The 15,461-nt window shown below is 46.7% G+C and carries 13 protein-coding genes; 11 read left to right on the plus strand and 2 right to left on the minus strand.

Going from position 1 to position 15,461, the window contains the following annotated elements; translation table 11 throughout:
- Positions 1 to 46 precede the first annotated feature (46 nt).
- The 5 genes from AOA63_RS05435 (at position 47) to AOA63_RS05455 (ending at position 6,439) form a co-directional block, all read left to right on the plus strand.
- Complete coding sequence (locus AOA63_RS05435) at positions 47 to 238, plus strand: hypothetical protein (protein ID WP_053958746.1); 192 nt, start codon at positions 47 to 49, stop codon at positions 236 to 238.
- Between the two features lie 65 nt (positions 239 to 303).
- Positions 304 to 1,245 (plus strand): DMT family transporter, encoded by a 942-nt coding sequence (locus AOA63_RS05440; protein ID WP_053958747.1) that lies wholly within the window; start codon positions 304 to 306, stop codon positions 1,243 to 1,245.
- Between the two features lie 269 nt (positions 1,246 to 1,514).
- On the plus strand, positions 1,515 to 1,985 hold the full coding sequence (gene nrdR, locus AOA63_RS05445; protein WP_053958748.1) for a transcriptional regulator NrdR: 471 nt from the start codon (positions 1,515 to 1,517) through the stop codon (positions 1,983 to 1,985).
- Positions 1,986 to 1,988: 3 nt separating this feature from the next.
- Positions 1,989 to 4,511, plus strand: coding sequence for an adenosylcobalamin-dependent ribonucleoside-diphosphate reductase (locus AOA63_RS05450; protein WP_053958749.1), 2,523 nt, complete (start codon positions 1,989 to 1,991; stop codon positions 4,509 to 4,511).
- 734 nt (positions 4,512 to 5,245) lie between these two features.
- Positions 5,246 to 6,439 (plus strand): MFS transporter, encoded by a 1,194-nt coding sequence (locus tag AOA63_RS05455; RefSeq protein WP_053958750.1) that lies wholly within the window; start codon positions 5,246 to 5,248, stop codon positions 6,437 to 6,439.
- A 134-nt stretch (positions 6,440 to 6,573) separates the two neighbouring features.
- On the opposite strand, the gene AOA63_RS05460 is transcribed toward AOA63_RS05455, so the two are convergent.
- Positions 6,574 to 6,765 carry a hypothetical protein gene (locus tag AOA63_RS05460; protein ID WP_053958751.1) on the minus strand — a complete coding sequence of 64 codons (192 nt, stop codon included), beginning with the start codon at positions 6,763 to 6,765 and terminating at the stop codon, positions 6,574 to 6,576.
- Positions 6,766 to 7,068: 303 nt separating this feature from the next.
- On the opposite strand from AOA63_RS05460, the gene AOA63_RS05465 reads away from it, so the two are divergent.
- The 5 genes from AOA63_RS05465 (at position 7,069) to AOA63_RS05485 (ending at position 13,423) form a co-directional block, all read left to right on the plus strand.
- Complete coding sequence (locus AOA63_RS05465) at positions 7,069 to 8,667, plus strand: DHA2 family efflux MFS transporter permease subunit (protein ID WP_053958752.1); 1,599 nt, start codon at positions 7,069 to 7,071, stop codon at positions 8,665 to 8,667.
- A gap of 140 nt (positions 8,668 to 8,807) precedes the next feature.
- Complete coding sequence (locus AOA63_RS05470; protein ID WP_139061502.1) at positions 8,808 to 9,098, plus strand: hypothetical protein; 291 nt, start codon at positions 8,808 to 8,810, stop codon at positions 9,096 to 9,098.
- Between the two features lie 178 nt (positions 9,099 to 9,276).
- Complete coding sequence (locus AOA63_RS05475; protein ID WP_053958754.1) at positions 9,277 to 11,325, plus strand: UvrD-helicase domain-containing protein; 2,049 nt, start codon at positions 9,277 to 9,279, stop codon at positions 11,323 to 11,325.
- A gap of 121 nt (positions 11,326 to 11,446) precedes the next feature.
- A complete protein-coding gene (locus AOA63_RS05480) occupies positions 11,447 to 11,656 on the plus strand; it encodes a hypothetical protein (protein WP_053958755.1) in 210 nt (69 codons plus the stop codon).
- A 48-nt stretch (positions 11,657 to 11,704) separates the two neighbouring features.
- A complete protein-coding gene (locus AOA63_RS05485; protein ID WP_053958756.1) occupies positions 11,705 to 13,423 on the plus strand; it encodes an ABC1 kinase family protein in 1,719 nt (572 codons plus the stop codon).
- A gap of 78 nt (positions 13,424 to 13,501) precedes the next feature.
- Here AOA63_RS05485 and AOA63_RS05490 read toward each other — a convergent pair whose 3' ends face one another.
- Positions 13,502 to 13,954 (minus strand): YbjQ family protein, encoded by a 453-nt coding sequence (locus AOA63_RS05490; RefSeq protein ID WP_053958757.1) that lies wholly within the window; start codon positions 13,952 to 13,954, stop codon positions 13,502 to 13,504.
- Between the two features lie 210 nt (positions 13,955 to 14,164).
- On the opposite strand from AOA63_RS05490, the gene dinB reads away from it, so the two are divergent.
- Positions 14,165 to 15,265 carry a DNA polymerase IV gene (dinB, locus tag AOA63_RS05495; RefSeq protein ID WP_053958758.1) on the plus strand — a complete coding sequence of 367 codons (1,101 nt, stop codon included), beginning with the start codon at positions 14,165 to 14,167 and terminating at the stop codon, positions 15,263 to 15,265.
- Positions 15,266 to 15,461: the final 196 nt, after the last annotated feature.

Below are 15,461 nucleotides of genomic sequence, written 5' to 3' on the forward strand. Positions count from 1 at the left end.
GGAGATTCATTAAAATGAATCCATTTTTGTTGAGGAGGGTATCAAGATGCTTACGAAACGATGGGCAACACTAGAACGGCAACGTCCCCAATTAAAATGGGTTAAATGGGGAGAGCTTGCGGGAGCATTCTTCACGGGCGGGGGACTTGTGGGAATGGGCACGTTTTGGCTTGGAATCCTTCTCATCATAGGATTTGGGATTTATGGTTATAGTATCTTGTCAAAACCTCATGATTAATTGCGGATACCATCGTTATTTGCATTTCTGGTTATGAAACTGATTGACAAGGATGATATCGAAATATGGTAACGCCATCAACGCGGCTGGTGGATCTATCCCATCGCCGTATGCAGTGGCAAGGCTTTACGATGGCTTTGTTAGCAGCAATATTCTGGGGTTTGTCTGGAGTATCGGCTCAACGTCTTTTTATGACTTATCATGCTTCCGCGGGATGGCTTGTTACGGTGCGTATGGGGATCTCCGGAGTTTTAATATTGTTGGTGACGGCATGGAGACAGGGAATTGATGTCGTCTGGCAACCTTGGCGATCCCGCCACTGGCGTCTTCAACTAATAATTTTCGGAATCCTCGGATTGTTCGCAGTTCAATATTCCTATTTAGCAGCCATACAGGATGGGAATGCAGCATCAGCAACATTACTTCAATATACGGGTCCAGCACTTATCACGCTTTACCTTATTGTTCGCAAACGGGCACGTCCCAGTTTTCGTCAGTTCGCGGCAGTGGGACTTTCTTTGCTTGGTACGTGGCTTTTAGTTTCCAATGGTCACTTAAACAGTTTACATATTCCCCTGGGTGGACTGATTTGGGGATTATTATCGGCAGTGACCTTGGCGTTTTATACCCTTTATCCCGGGCAGTTGCTTCAGCGTTGGGGGTCGAGTGTGATTGTGGGCTGGGGGATGGTTATTGGATCGTGTTCCTCGCAATTTATTTTCCCGATTTGGCAAGGCCCGCGGACCTGGTGGCCGTGGACCGCATGGATTTTTGTGGCGTTTGTGGTACTGGTTGGAACTCTCCTAGCGTTTTGGCTGTACTTAGCGAGTTTAAATTATATTGAACCGGGACCGGCCAGTGTAATAACCAGCGCCGAACCCCTAGTCGCGACCGCAGCATCCATGATGTGGCTCGGAGTGCATCTTGACAACATACAGGCAGTGGGGGGCTTAGCGATTGTGAGCGCGGTGGTCATCCTTGCCCTGCGGCAGCCCTCACGCAAGTAAATAGGGATACAATGAGCGACGAGGAAAAGTCATCGTTTCTTTTATCTTTTTCAAAAATTACATCTTCAGTGCTAAACATTGTTCTTGTGATGGGTTCATGGATTTTGGCAATCGTCAAGATCTTGCAGAGTCTAAGATGGGGAGATAAATTGGGAAGGCACACGTTATTGGGTTACTAACCAAAATTTATTCAATGGGCCTCTATTTGCTCGACATCAATATATTGGGGTTCTATAATTAATGATGTACTACATAAAGGGGTATGAATCATGCGGTGTCCGATTTGCAATTATCATGACAGCAAGGTCTTGGACTCCCGGCCGGCCCGTGAGGGTCGTGAAATACGCCGCCGCCGGGAATGTTTACAATGTCATCAACGATTTACATCTTATGAGCGTGTAGAAGAAATACCTATCTGGGTTATTAAAAAAGATGGTCGGCGAGAATCATTTGATCGGACTAAAATCCTTCGTGGTCTTCTCACGGCTTGTGAAAAGCGTCCTATTGGATTAAGCGAGCTCGAAATGATCGCTGATGCCGTGGAGCGAGAAATTCGTGACCATCATTTAGGCGAAGTCTCCTCGCGGTGGATCGGCGAACTTGTTATGAACCAGCTAAAAGATGTCGATCAAGTGGCATACGTTCGCTTTGCATCCGTGTATCGTCAATTTACAGACATTGAAGGATTTCGCCAAGAGCTAGAAAAATTACTTCATCCGCATGTTCATCAGGAGGGCTAAGGATTGGAATTGTCTACAGGATTTTCATCAGAACTGAGTTGGAAGATATTTCTCGATCGCTACACATTGAAAGATCCTGATCGGAATTTTCAAGTGGGGGATCTTGCAATTGCATTGGTCGAGCCTCATCCCAAATGGCCTAAAAAGGACGTGGGTATTGTCCGGGACATTCTTCCCGATGGACATTTGTCCATTGAACTTCTAACCGGTCCTCAAAAAGGGGATCTCATCGAGCGCCGGGTGGTTGATTGTGATCGGCCCATCGAAAAGACCATCGATGAAGTGGCCCGCCGAATTGCACGCGGGGTGGCTAAAGTTGAAAAAGCTAAAGTACGGCAAGACGTTGAAGATAGCTTTGCCAAGGAGATTGCGGCGTTGCATTTTGTGCCAGGAGGCCGAATCTGGGCAGGAGCAGGAACCGACCAAAAACTAACGTATTTTAATTGTTACGTGATACCGAGTCCCCGCGATAGTCGAGAGGGGATTGTGGAAACTCTCGGGCAGATGATTGAAATTATGAGCCGGGGAGGCGGGGTGGGAATTAATATTTCCTCGTTACGTCCGGCACGTGCAGCAGTTCGGGGAGTTAACGGACGGTCTTCTGGGGCGGTATCCTGGATGGATCTGTATTCCCGGGCTACAGGACTGGTCGAGCAAGGTGGCTCACGCCGCGGTGCATTAATGTTACAAATTGAAGATTGGCATCCTGATATATGGCGATTTATAGATGTCAAGAAAACGCCAGGAATGGTGGAAAATGCGAATATTAGCGTTCGAATTTCCGATAGTTTTATGCAAGCCGTCAAAAATGACGATGATTGGGATTTGGTCTTTCCTGATACGACGGATCCCGATTACGATACGCTATGGGATGGAAATCTAGAGAATTGGAAAAAAGCGGACAAGCCCATTATTGTTTACGAAACGGTTAAAGCCAGAAAAATCTGGAACGAAATCATTAAGGGAGCATGGCAGGCTGCTGAACCTGGTATCGTGTTTGATGAACGCCACGAAAAGGATTCCAACAGTTGGTATTTCAATCCTTTAATCAGTACCAATCCTTGTGCCGAACAGCCTTTGCCAGCGTGGGGAGTTTGTACCTTAGGTCATATCAACCTTTCCGCCTTTTATGATCGAGAAACCAACGATGTGAATTGGGATGGATTACGGACAACGATTCGGATGGGCGTTCGGTTTCTTGATGATATTGTGGACGCCACACCATACTTCTTTCAACAAAATTATGACAATCAACAGAAAGAGCGTCGTATTGGTCTTGGAACCATGGGGCTTGGGGAGTTACTAATTCGGCTGGGATTGCGTTATGGTAGTCCCGAATCATTGGATTTTATCGATAAGTTGTATAAGTTTATTGCGGTAGAAAGTTATTTATATGATGTTGAACTGGCGAAGGAAAAAGGCCCATTTCCTGCGTTTAATGCGGAATTATATCTTCAAAGCGGTTTTATCAAACGATTGCCGGAATCTGTGAGGCAAGCCATTAGAGAACATGGTGTTCGCAATGTCACCATTTTGACGCAAGCTCCAACCGGAACCGTTGGGACCATGGTCGGAACTAGCACGGGAATTGAACCGTATTATGCTTTAACCTATTTCCGTCAGTCGCGTTTAGGCTATGACGAACAATATGTGCCGGTGGCCGCTGAGTGGAAAGAAGCCCATCCGGGTATGGAACTTCCATCATATTTCGTAGGTGCTATGAATCTAACCCCTGAAGAACATGTCTACGTGCAAGCGGCGATCCAGCGTTGGACGGATTCGAGCATTTCCAAGACGGCCAATGCCCCGAGCACGTATACGGTTGAAGATACAGCCAGGCTATATGAATTAGCCTATGACCTGGGATGTAAGGGTGTGACAATTTACCGAGATCAGAGTCGGACTGAACAGGTTCTTCATTTGAGTGAGGAGTCTTCGAGTAATAATGATGCTGCCAACGCTACGACTTCCGAAAAGATGCCGTCAATGTCTGATGATGTTGAAGTCTATCCGGTGCCCCAATTGATTAATGGGCGGACTTATCGAAAGGAAACACCGGCCGGGACGGCGCGGGTGGTTATTAACGAAGTGGATGGCAATCCCTTTGAAGTGTTCATGTTGTTAGGGCGAGCGGGATCCGAGGTTCAGTCCTTTATGGAATCTTTAGGGCGCGTAATTAGTCTTTATCTCCGATCAAACGGCAATCTCACGCCAAGACGCCGACTTGAACTGGTAGCGGAACAACTAAAAGGTATCGGTGGGGCAAACCAAATGGGATTTGGACCAGGACGCGTACTCAGCGTTGTTGACGCTATTGGACAACTCTTGGAATCCCACCTGCGCCAACGTCCGGGAGAAGAGGCCGCAACGACCACGTCTCCCATGCCTGTCACGGCAAAAGCCCAGGAACATGATACCCGTCATACCTCACTTCACTTAGACCTGTGCCCGCAATGCGACGCACCTACCCTGGTTTACGAAGAAGGATGTCAGCATTGTCAGTCATGTGGCTATTCCAAGTGCTAGAGTCAGTGTGAGAATGAGTCGTGGCTAACTAACGGACGGAAACAAACCTAAGGATTCGGGATATGACCTCGGTTGTCTCCCGAATCCCTAATTTTTTATGTGTATGAGGCAAAGTAATTTTCTTGAAATGGTATATCATGAAGTGAGGGAACAGGAAGAAATTCTTTCAATTGCAATAGGTAAGCAATAGGCAAGCAATCGGCAAGACGGCTCAGCGTTTAACGGTTTTCCCTCAAGTTGCCTGACGACGGCAGAAGGCAGGGTAATTCAAGAACTCTGGCCGCGGACAAGTCGTTCGTGGTATAGTATTTGCGATATCCAGCAGTTTTGTCAGAAAGCAAAAAATCTAGGAATGAAATGAAAGACGGCAAACTCCCTGGCTCTTGTTAAATAAAAGGCCAGGTCATTGAGGAAAGTCTCCACATGTCATCATCGTTCGGGGCAAATGTCGATACTACGAATAGATCTCCTTGGTTATGAATTCCGTACACTTCCTTTTTCACATAAGTAAGCAATATTGGTCGATTTCGACAGAGACAATACGTTATTGATAAAGTTGCCGATTGGGAAATTACCGGAACTGTCGTTTGAGAAAATAGATTTGACTTGTTCACTGCGGCTTTCCTGCGGCTTAAGGTAGGATAAAGATATCTCCTTAACTCCATACAGGGCACAAGAGTACAAGATCCTGGAGCACATTGTCGCCTCGCCCTATTACCGGAGGTCTCAGACATTTGCGCAAGGTTGGATGGGTTCTTTACGGGTTGGGTTTTTCGACGTTGACGAGTGGTGCATGGATCGCTGGTCTGAGCATTGAAATCTATGAGCTGTCACAGTCGCTTGCGCTGTTAAGTGCGATATGGATCATTCGCATCATGGTGCGGCTGTTTCTTCAGCCCATTGCCGGCACCATCATCGACCGCTCCCCATCATTACGGGCGGTGTGGATGGCTTATTTTTTGTCCGGATGGTTTGGGCTCACTGGTGCCATCTGGATCGGTGCAAGGGGTCCGTCAGTTTTCGCGCTGCTCGCCCTCGTGATGATTTTTCAGATATTCGAATTGGTTAGTTCCCCCGGATTGCAAAAGCTTATTCAAGGGGAGCTTTCTCGGTCCGATCTTAATCACTTTCATGGACTACGTCTTGCTGTCACCCGAAGTGCTGCGATTGCCGGTCCGGCACTCGGCGCGGGACTACTTACTAAGGCGGGAAGCATTGTTCCCTTAATCGTTGCCTTTTCGGCCGCCCAGTTTTTCTTAGGATGGGGTTCCCTTCGAAGTCGCGTGATCCTCCCATGTGTTTCCGCTCATCACCACACGGTGTACACGGTGCTCAAAGAAGGTTGGCAATATGCCCGGACGCGAAAAGATCTGCTCGCGATCTTTGTATTGGCTGCGACCGCTTCCGGGGGGTGGCGCATGGTGGAAATTTTGGTTCCCGCTTTGTCTCACGCCACCGTCTTCGGAACGGGTCTTACGGGTCCTGCCTACAGTGTAAGTGCCGTGGGTTCCATTGCGATGGGATTGGTGCTGTCTCACTATCGCCGTGATTATCCCCTTCGGTGGATTTTATTATCGCAGCTCGTCAATCTGATCCCCTTTGCCCTGTTTATATGGATTCCTAGCCCAACGGGCATTATTATCGCCGTCCTCATGACCGGCATGAATGCGGATTTTCATGATGTGGTTGTGAGCACGTATTTACAAAAAACGGTACCGCCCGAGTATTACGGCAGAACATCAAGCACCTATCGCACCGTGCTAGCCATCGGAGCGTTACCAGTAGTCATGGCTACGTGGATACACATGATTTCTACGGTCGCTGTGGCTTCCTATGTGAGCCTTGTTTTATTAAGCCTTGGGGGTATTGTGGTATGGTGGATGCTCCGCTCAGTGGACCGGCATCATTCCCTAACTATACCGGAGTAGCACATTGCCATTTTGTACCACAATCTCCACACAATTTGTGGTAGATTCGAGGGGGAAAGTTTCGTAGACAGAATGAAGACATTATAACCACTCTGTTCTAGTCTTGGGTAACGATGGTGCTCGTCTTCATAGTGCTATACCGATTTACGCGTATTACGCTTGGCTTTGGTTCGTGATGGTTGATTTGATTGAGGAAAGATATCGATGGACACGATAAATTCGTTATCGGGATAGGTTTCTACGAAATCGGATAATCCACGTAAAAGATCCGCGGTTTCTTGACGAGTTAAACTTCTTTGCGAAATGGGCAATAAAGGCGCAGTCATGATAGCCTCCTTAGAGCTATGATAAAAATTTTTCGATTCATTGTAGTGTAGCACACTTTGATTACCGGTTATGCGCTTCATCATCGTGGATTAGGCATTTCAGTCCGGTATGAGGATCTGTGAGAGACAATGAGGAACATAGGCTTTATCGTAGTCATGAGCTTGGTGTATTCTGGTTTCTCTTAGACTGTCTTAAAAGCTCCATATCTCTCCCAATGATTATAATGAATGGGAAAGGACGAGGTGAGGTACCACTTGAAGGTGCCGTAAGCGAGAGCGGGTAAGAAGGAGGATTGCGCTTTCATGGCAAGTCGCATGAACGAAACTGAACTCACTGCTAATTGGGGACCAGCCCTATTTGTGTTAGTTATTGGGGGATTTATGGCGATTTTGGATACATCGATTGTCAATATTGCCATTCCCAAATTGGAAAGCGTCTTCTCCGTCAATACGCAACAAGTGCAATGGGTTGTGACAATTTATCTTCTGACATTGGGAGCGGTCGTTCCGCTTGCCGGATGGTTAGGCGAACGATTTGGATATCGCCGAATCTATATGACATCCTTAGCGGTTTTCACAGTGGGCTCAGCGCTTTCCGGATTGTCATGGAATTTGGGCAGTCTCATGGTCTTTCGTGTCCTACAAGCAACTGGTGGGGGATTGATTATGCCCATTACCATGGCCATGCTCTACCGCATGGTTCCTCGCAATCGTATCGGAACGGCAATGGGTATTTGGGGTTTAACTGCAATTGTTGCGCCGGCTATTGGGCCTACACTCGGGGGATATCTGGTTGAATATGTGAATTGGCGCCTGATTTTTTATATCAACGTGCCGATAGGTATCATGGGTCTGTTTCTAAGTTTGGCCTATGTCCCCCCGTTTATGCCGACCTCGAAAGTTCCATTGGATACGGTGGGATTTATTTTAGCCGCTGGCGGACTTTTCGGCCTCTTGCTCGGATTATCTGAGGGAGAAACTTGGGGATGGACCTCTGAACCGATTGTTCTTATTTTAGGCGGGTCCAGTCTATTATTGATACTGTTTGTGTTATGGGAACTGACCACGACCCATCCTCTACTGGATTTGCGTGTGTTTGCCCATGGGTCGTTTGCCGTAGCCAATATTATCACCGTCATTGTCACCATGGGCATGTTTGCTGGCATTTTTTATGTGCCGTTATTTTTACAAACAGTGGTGGGTTATGGAGCTCTCGAAACGGGGCTTATGTTAATGCCCAGTGCGCTGGCCACTGCGCTAACCATGGGCTTATCCGGGCGTCTTTATGACAAAATTGGCGCCAAGCCCTTAGTTATTCCGGGCTTGCTAATTTTAGCGTATACCACTTACCTGTTACATAATCTCAGCGTGAATACTCCCGTCAGCGATGTGGTGTTATGGTTGAGTTTGCGTGGACTAGGCATTGGGTTAACCATGATGCCAGCAATAACCGCTGGGATGTCCCGCGTTCCCACGGCCTTGGTCGGAACGGGTTCAGCTATTAATAACATTGTGCAACGCGTCGCTGGTTCCTTTGGATTAGCGGTGTTGACAGCGGTTCTTACCCATCAAGAAGCGGTCCATGAAGTCTACTTGTCCTCGGCGTATACGCCCATTTCACCGGCTGCCGAAAATTTTTTACATACTTTGGCCCAATATTTTGCGTCGTTGGGCGTGCCATTGAATCAAGTAAACCCACTGGCCTTAACTCTGCTGCATGAAAATGTTCTGGAACAGGCTTTTGTCATGGCCATGGATGACGTTTTTGTCTTGGCGTCATGGATTACTTTAACCGGATTAATTTTCGCGATTATGTTGAAGAGTTATCATGCCGTTCAAGAATCAGCTCAAAGCTCCTTTCAACCCTCTAGTTCCCCAACTCGGCAGCAAATGGAAGTGTAGGCAGTTTGATAACGACGAAATAAAGGACGGTAATTGGCATGAATTATTAATCACTGTTAAAACATGCTTTTTATTGGGTAATCCTTTACACTATTAATCAGATAACCTTATCGGGAGCGTGAACCGGTGTGATCGGAGTCATGATAATTACGGGGTTAGGATTGTTCTTAATGGTCGCCTGGTTGCATTATCGGCTGAAACAATTGGAACGGCAGCAACACCAATTGTTAGGCATGTTTGGCATGGATCCGGAATTAGGGGATTTCGATTTTGATATTCGGATGCTTTTAGCTCAAAATCGACGCGTCGAAGCGATCCGGTTACTGCGCGAACGACGACAATGCAGTTTGTTAGAGGCCAAGGAAATGGTTGATACCATGGTGCCGTTGCATAAAACGACCTCATTGGCCGATTTTCGCAAACGGCTTTAACCCTATATATTTCTCACCGATCTATTCCCGCCATGGATATGGCGGATTTTTTATGGCTCTTTTTTGTGAGAATCGACTGCACGGGCCAATGATTAGAATTTTTGTTGTCACTCTGTTAAGATAATCTGCATTGAGTTCGGGTCTTTTTGTGCGTCCTGGTCTTAAGGTGGTGAATGCTATGGAATATCGTTTTAAAAAATCGTCAAGAGTGTTTTTAGCAGAAAAGACCACATTATCCTACGTCTTAAGGACCATTGACGAAGGATTGGAGCGTCTATTAACCGCCGATCGTCAGCCGGTTACGGGAGCCAATGACATTGCTGTCTACGAGGCGGTGGCGCGGGGAGAACAAAAATGGTTTGAAGAATGGAATCGGCATCGCGCTAGCCCTTATTATGGACGATTGGAATATATTGATCACGATGCAAACGATATGATCGAAGTGGTTTATATCAGTAAATCCCAGCGTTCTTTATCGTTTCGTGATGATACGGGACGCATTATCACTGTGATACCATGGAACGTGCCTGTGGCCAAAATGTATATCACGCACCGGTCTGTGTCGGATCTATGGGATTTGAAACGGGTTACACGTCTTGTTATTCAGGCGGCAACGCTTGATGAAGTGACAGATCTTTATCGCGATGCCAGCCTTCCCGATTTGGAGGATACAGGAGAATTTATTGAGTCCCATATGTTTGAGAAAAGTTCTGGAGGCAAACTGGCTGATATTGTAGCGACGTTGCAAGAAGAGCAATATGACTTAATTGTTCAACCCATGCTGGAAAGCCTTGTGATTAATGGGGGCCCTGGCAGCGGCAAGACCGAAATAGCGCTCCATCGTGTTGTTCATTTATTGCATTCCCAATCCCTAACGGCTAAGCAAATTTTGTATTTAGGTCCGTCTGCGCCCTTTTTGCGCTATGTTTCTGATATTTTGCCGTCGCTGGATGCAACAGATATTGTTTTACATGATGTGGCGACGTGGGTATCGTCCTATGCTGGCATGCCTGTTCGCACTCAGATGATGTATCAAGAGGAAAGCAAATTATATGACCCCGCATTTGTAGATTTTTTGGACCGGTGGTTTCCAGGGTATCTTGAAGAAGTTGCTGAGCAATTAGGTCCTTTACAGATGGAATTTGTCGTGGACAGTTTGAGTGGTAAACAAACTCGGATAGCCAGTTTGTCGTCCCGAGATCTGACTCGTATACTTGCTTCGGCAAAATCGTTGTCTCACGGTGTGGAATTGCTTCGCGAGCGGTGGACATCGGTTGTGGAAACCGCACTGATTGGCTCGGAATCTCACGAATTTCAAGCAACCATGAGTCAAGCCGGTCAACGGTTCACCGCGTGGCTGGCTAGTGCTCACGTGCCTGGGGACATGAATGAGATCAAACCTCTTTATAGCGTAGTCCGTAAACAATTTGGGATATCATCACCATTGTCGTTACAGGGAACATGGGGATTAGCCGATGCTCTGGGGCTATTATATTTGTCTACGAAGATTTTTTCTCCGCAGCAGCACTATGCCCTCATTGTTCTGGATGAAGCTCAAGATTTACCTGCCGTAGGATTCGCGCTGGTGCGTCAACTCTTAACAGCGAATGGATCCCTTACCGTGGTTGGAGATCCCTATCAGCATTTAACAGATTTTTCTCAACCGCTATCGTGGGAAACTTTAGCTCAGCAATTACACGCTCGGTACATTGTTCTCAAAGACAATTATCGTTCCCGTGCTAAAGTCGTCCAACTAGCTAATGCGGCCCATCCTGCTGGAATCGAACAGCGTGCCCGGCGAGCTGGGGGGATTATTCACCCTCCATATTCTTTGCGACACCACGCAGCAGAAAAATTGATGCACGAAATTGAGCGTCTCGGGAATCGATATTCCGGCCAAATTGCTTTAATTTTTGCCAATAAGATTCCTCATTATTTGCGAGAAGAGCTGTTTGCCTTGCAACCCGAACCCCTTAAAATGGCGGTAGAACCTGCAGATCCAGAAGGATACCAAGTGATTATCAGCACCGTAAAATATGCCAAAGGATTAGAATTTGATGCGGCTATATTGGTTGCCGAGAGTGCGACAGCTTTTGAACCCGTATTAGGTGGAGCATATCAATTGTACACGGCCATTTCTCGGGCGCGCGAAGAAGTTATGATGTATGGGTTAGGGCATACGCCTTTACACTATCAAACCATATATGAGTCCTTATGCCATGAGTGAGCGTAACGGAGGACTAATTAAAAGGCCTCCGACACTCAAACCATAAAGCAGTATAATACAAATTAGTAAGCAGTACGAATTTTTGAGATGAAAAACAAGACGATAAAGGGAGGAAATACTTATGTGGTTTCGACGACGTCCTCGTGTGCCCCTATGGGTTTGGTTTTTAGTCTTATTCGGTCTTAAGAGTTGGGTCCGACGTGGGTTGTGGAGTAACATGTCCGACGAGCGGCGCGAAAACTACCGGCGTAAACGGCATGAGTTTTTACGTAAATTAGATGAAGCCTATGCGGTTTGGGATGAGCCTGAGGATATCAATCCGGAATCATAAGGTTACAAAAACGAAGATTGATGAACAAGATCAATAAAAGGATGGACTGTGACGTTGCCCTCACAACTGAAACGGACGTTAGCGATTTTTCGTTTGGCCTTGTCCTATTGGCGGGATTACCGGAAAATTGAACGCGTCGAGCGACAAAAGCCGCCGGATGCCGAACAAGTCATTCAAGACATTTACCGACAAGGTGGAGTTCGATTTCGCCAGGAGGCCTTGCATTTACAAGGCCTCATTATTAAAGTGGGACAATTTTTAAGTGCCCGGACGGATGTGTTACCGTTAGCCTTCACCAAGGAATTACAACAGTTGCAGGACCAAGTGCCTGCTGCACCTTTTGAAGATATTCGCGAATTGATTGAAAACACCTTTCACAAACCCTTGCGAGAAATTTTTACGGACTTCGAGCCGGTACCGGTTGCTGCCGCTTCATTGGGACAAGTTCATAAGGCGCGTCTCGTCGGGACGAATGACCGAGTCGCAGTCAAAGTGCAGCGTCCCAATATACGGGAGTTAGCCAAGACAGATCTCAAAGCCCTGGCACGCGTCATGGCTTTCTTACGGCGGTGGACCAAGGTAGGCCGACGCATTGATACGGTTAAACTTTTTGAGGAATTTCGGCAATCCGTCTACCGAGAACTTGATTACATTCAAGAACAAGAACATTTGTTACGATTTAAGAAGAATTTTTCAGATTGGCCAATGATTAAAGTGCCTAATGTTTACCCGGATTATGTCCATTCTACTGTTCTAGTGATGGAATATGTTGAGGGGATCAAACTCACCGACATCGAGGAATTACGTCAACATGAATTAAATCCTCATCAATTGGCTTCGGTACTCATTGAAGCTTATTTAAAACAAATTGTCGTGGATGGCTTTGTGCAGATTGATCCACATCCTGGAAACTTTCTGGCAGGATTTGATGGACGACTGATATTCCTAGATTTTGGCATGATGAGTGACATTGTGCCCGAACACATCGATGTGTTCGGGCGATTGGTGGAATATGCGTTGGCACAAAATGCCCATGGCGTTGTCGATTGCATGATCGACCTGGGCTTTGTGCGTCCGTCGGCCAATTTAGAAGTATTGACGCGAGCTGTTTCCGTGATGTTAGCCCGTATTGCAGGTGTTCCGCTTCAAGAAGGTCCTGCCTTAACAGCTCTAGTGCACGATTTTCAAGATTTTCTTTATGAAGAACCGTTACAATTTCCTGCGCATTATATGTTTTTAGGTCGAGCCATCGGCATGTTATTTGGTCTGGTTTCGACGTTAGATCCCGATTTAGATTGGATGGCATTGTTAAAAGATAAGGCATTGCCCATGATTAACGAACGACGTGTGTTATGGGATAATCGCTATTATCAATTGTTACGGGAACAGGTGGAACGATTGTTTGGTCCTACCGGAAAACTTTTATGGGATCGTAGTGCCCAAAAAGTTGTGCAATGGGGACAAATCGGTTTGCGTTTACCCGAAACCCTCGACAAAAGTCTATCACGCGTTGCCTATGGGGCGATCGAAACCCGTCCGGATGTCACGGCCATCCTTCGACGACTGGATTACTTATCACAGCAACTTACTTTGGCAACCTTATTAGGGTCAGCCGGAGTCATGGCAGTTTTAGCGGCCTTATGGCATGGTCACCATTTATGGGGATTCTCTGGAATCTTTTATGTGGCTAGTGGATTGCTCGCCATCATAGGCCTGGGTAAAATATTTAAATTGAGACGTTTTCATTCCCGAAGACGGCAACAGTAAGTTGTGTCTTTGAGAAGAAAAAGAAGGGCTATAGATGGTTGATTTGTTCCCATAGCATAGCCCCAAAAATTTCTTAACTTATTTCACTTGCAAGGTGATTTGGCGACCGGAGAGTTCACTCACCTTTTTGACTGCGGTTCCTGTTGCAACAACTTCCATGATTTCTTCGGACCGATGAATAATTTCCACCTGGACATTAATGATGCTGTCAGCCCCTAATGCGTCGGCTTCGGCTTTCATGCGTTGCAAGGATAGTTCGCGGGCCGCATACATGAGTTGTGTCAACTGCTTAAGTTCACCACGTTGAAGCCCTTTGAAAGCGGTGGCAATTCCACCTGACACGCCCATGCTCATGACCGAATTGCCTAAAACGAATCCTAAGGGTTGATATCCGGCATCAACGAGCAACCAGAAATCCATAGCACTTAAATTACTGGTTGCGGCACCGGGATGGCTTTGCAGTTGTTTTAATTCTTCTTCAATTTCACCCATTCCCGTTAATTGATTGTTATTACCACCCAGAAAAGCCATTTGCGGATCCTCCTTATTTCAGATTCCTGATATATGTTAACAAATTTTTCCGGTCAGGTCCTGCTGGAAGTGTGTTCGAGATCATCTTGAAATTCGTACGGGGCCGGTATGCGGTATTAGACGGCATCACGCTATAATAGACAGGGGTGTACAGGGAAAAGCTTTAACCTGGGCCAATGGTAAAGGTTCCTTAGAGCGGAAGTGAACAATGTGTCGCGACATTTTGATCCTTTTCGACAGCCAGCATCTGGGTGGATATTGCACTGCGATGCTGATGCGTTTTATGCATCCTGTCACATGGCGGAGCAACCCGAATTACGTGAATATCCCGTGGTTGTAGCAGGAGAGGTTAGAACCCGTCATGGAATTATTGTCACGGCCAATTATCGTGCACGCCAAATGGGTATAGAAACAGGGATGAATCTTAACCAAGCTCGTCAATTATGTTCGGAAATTGTAGCGATTACTCCTGATAAATCCCTTTATCGTCGGTATTCAGAACATCTGCATCACATATTTCAACAATACACTCAGATTATTGAACCTCTCGCTTTGGATGAGGCGTGGCTGGACATTAGTGATCAGGTGAGCTTTGCTGAGAATCCGGAACCGGTAGCAGCATCGTTGCAGGCGCAAGTTCGAGAACGTTTAGGCATCACCATTAGTATAGGGATTTCCGTGAATAAGATGTTGGCCAAACAAGTTAGCGATTGGAATAAACCCGAAGGCATTACGATACTAAGGAAAGAAGAGTTGCCCGAAAGATTATGGCCGCGTCCTGTTACGGAGTTGTTTGGATGTGGACCTGCGACAGCCAAGAAAATGGCGCGCTTAGGAATAGAAACCATTGGCGATCTTGCGCAGCAACCTTTATCGGCAATTCTCCATCAATTTGGCCAGCATGGTCTAGCATTGTATCTGAGAGCCCAAGGCGATGATTACACACCGGTGGTAAATCCGCGCTTCACTGACCGGCGGTCGGTCAGTGCCGAACACACGACAGCGCAGGATTTATCGGGACTTGCCGACATCCTTGATTTGTTTCAGCAATGTTCACAAGAGATCGGCGTCCGCTTGTTGCAGTTGGGATTGGTGGGCTACCGGATTGGCATTAAATGGCGAACCACGGATTTCAGGTTACATAGTAAACAGCTGTCATCGTCTTCGCCGTTGCAAAGTGCTGATAGCATTTACCGTCTTGCCAGGCAATTGTGGTTACACGTTGCAGAAAATCGTCCTGTTCGGTTAATTGGTGTTACGGTATCTTTACTGGAAACACCTTCGCCACAATTGCGCTTTTGGGATGGGTAAGTCAAATTGTCAACGTGGGATTCTTATCGTGGCGAGGACATCCATGGCGCCGAAAAGAATGACGTTATGACAACGCTAGGTTCTCAAAATGTGGTTGACTTCTTCAAGACACTGTAGGGAGAAAACTCATGGGGCATGGGATACGAGGTGTTCCCCGCGAAGGCATTTCCTGAAAATTGGATGACATGTAGATCCG

Source organism: Sulfobacillus thermosulfidooxidans, assembly GCF_001280565.1.
GTDB classification, from domain to species: domain Bacteria; phylum Bacillota; class Sulfobacillia; order Sulfobacillales; family Sulfobacillaceae; genus Sulfobacillus; species Sulfobacillus thermosulfidooxidans_A.

What these genes read in the sequence shown, in the direction of transcription:
- AOA63_RS05435 (WP_053958746.1), top strand. Translation starts at nt 47, where the DNA reads ATGCTTACGAAACGATGGGCAACACTAGAACGGCAACGTCCCCAATTA.
- AOA63_RS05440 (WP_053958747.1), top strand. Translation starts at nt 304, where the DNA reads ATGGTAACGCCATCAACGCGGCTGGTGGATCTATCCCATCGCCGTATG.
- nrdR (WP_053958748.1), top strand. Translation starts at nt 1,515, where the DNA reads ATGCGGTGTCCGATTTGCAATTATCATGACAGCAAGGTCTTGGACTCC.
- AOA63_RS05460 (WP_053958751.1), bottom strand. Translation starts at nt 6,765, where the DNA reads ATGACTGCGCCTTTATTGCCCATTTCGCAAAGAAGTTTAACTCGTCAA.
- AOA63_RS05465 (WP_053958752.1), top strand. Translation starts at nt 7,069, where the DNA reads ATGGCAAGTCGCATGAACGAAACTGAACTCACTGCTAATTGGGGACCA.
- AOA63_RS05470 (WP_139061502.1), top strand. Translation starts at nt 8,808, where the DNA reads ATGATAATTACGGGGTTAGGATTGTTCTTAATGGTCGCCTGGTTGCAT.
- AOA63_RS05475 (WP_053958754.1), top strand. Translation starts at nt 9,277, where the DNA reads ATGGAATATCGTTTTAAAAAATCGTCAAGAGTGTTTTTAGCAGAAAAG.
- AOA63_RS05480 (WP_053958755.1), top strand. Translation starts at nt 11,447, where the DNA reads ATGTGGTTTCGACGACGTCCTCGTGTGCCCCTATGGGTTTGGTTTTTA.
- AOA63_RS05490 (WP_053958757.1), bottom strand. Translation starts at nt 13,954, where the DNA reads ATGGCTTTTCTGGGTGGTAATAACAATCAATTAACGGGAATGGGTGAA.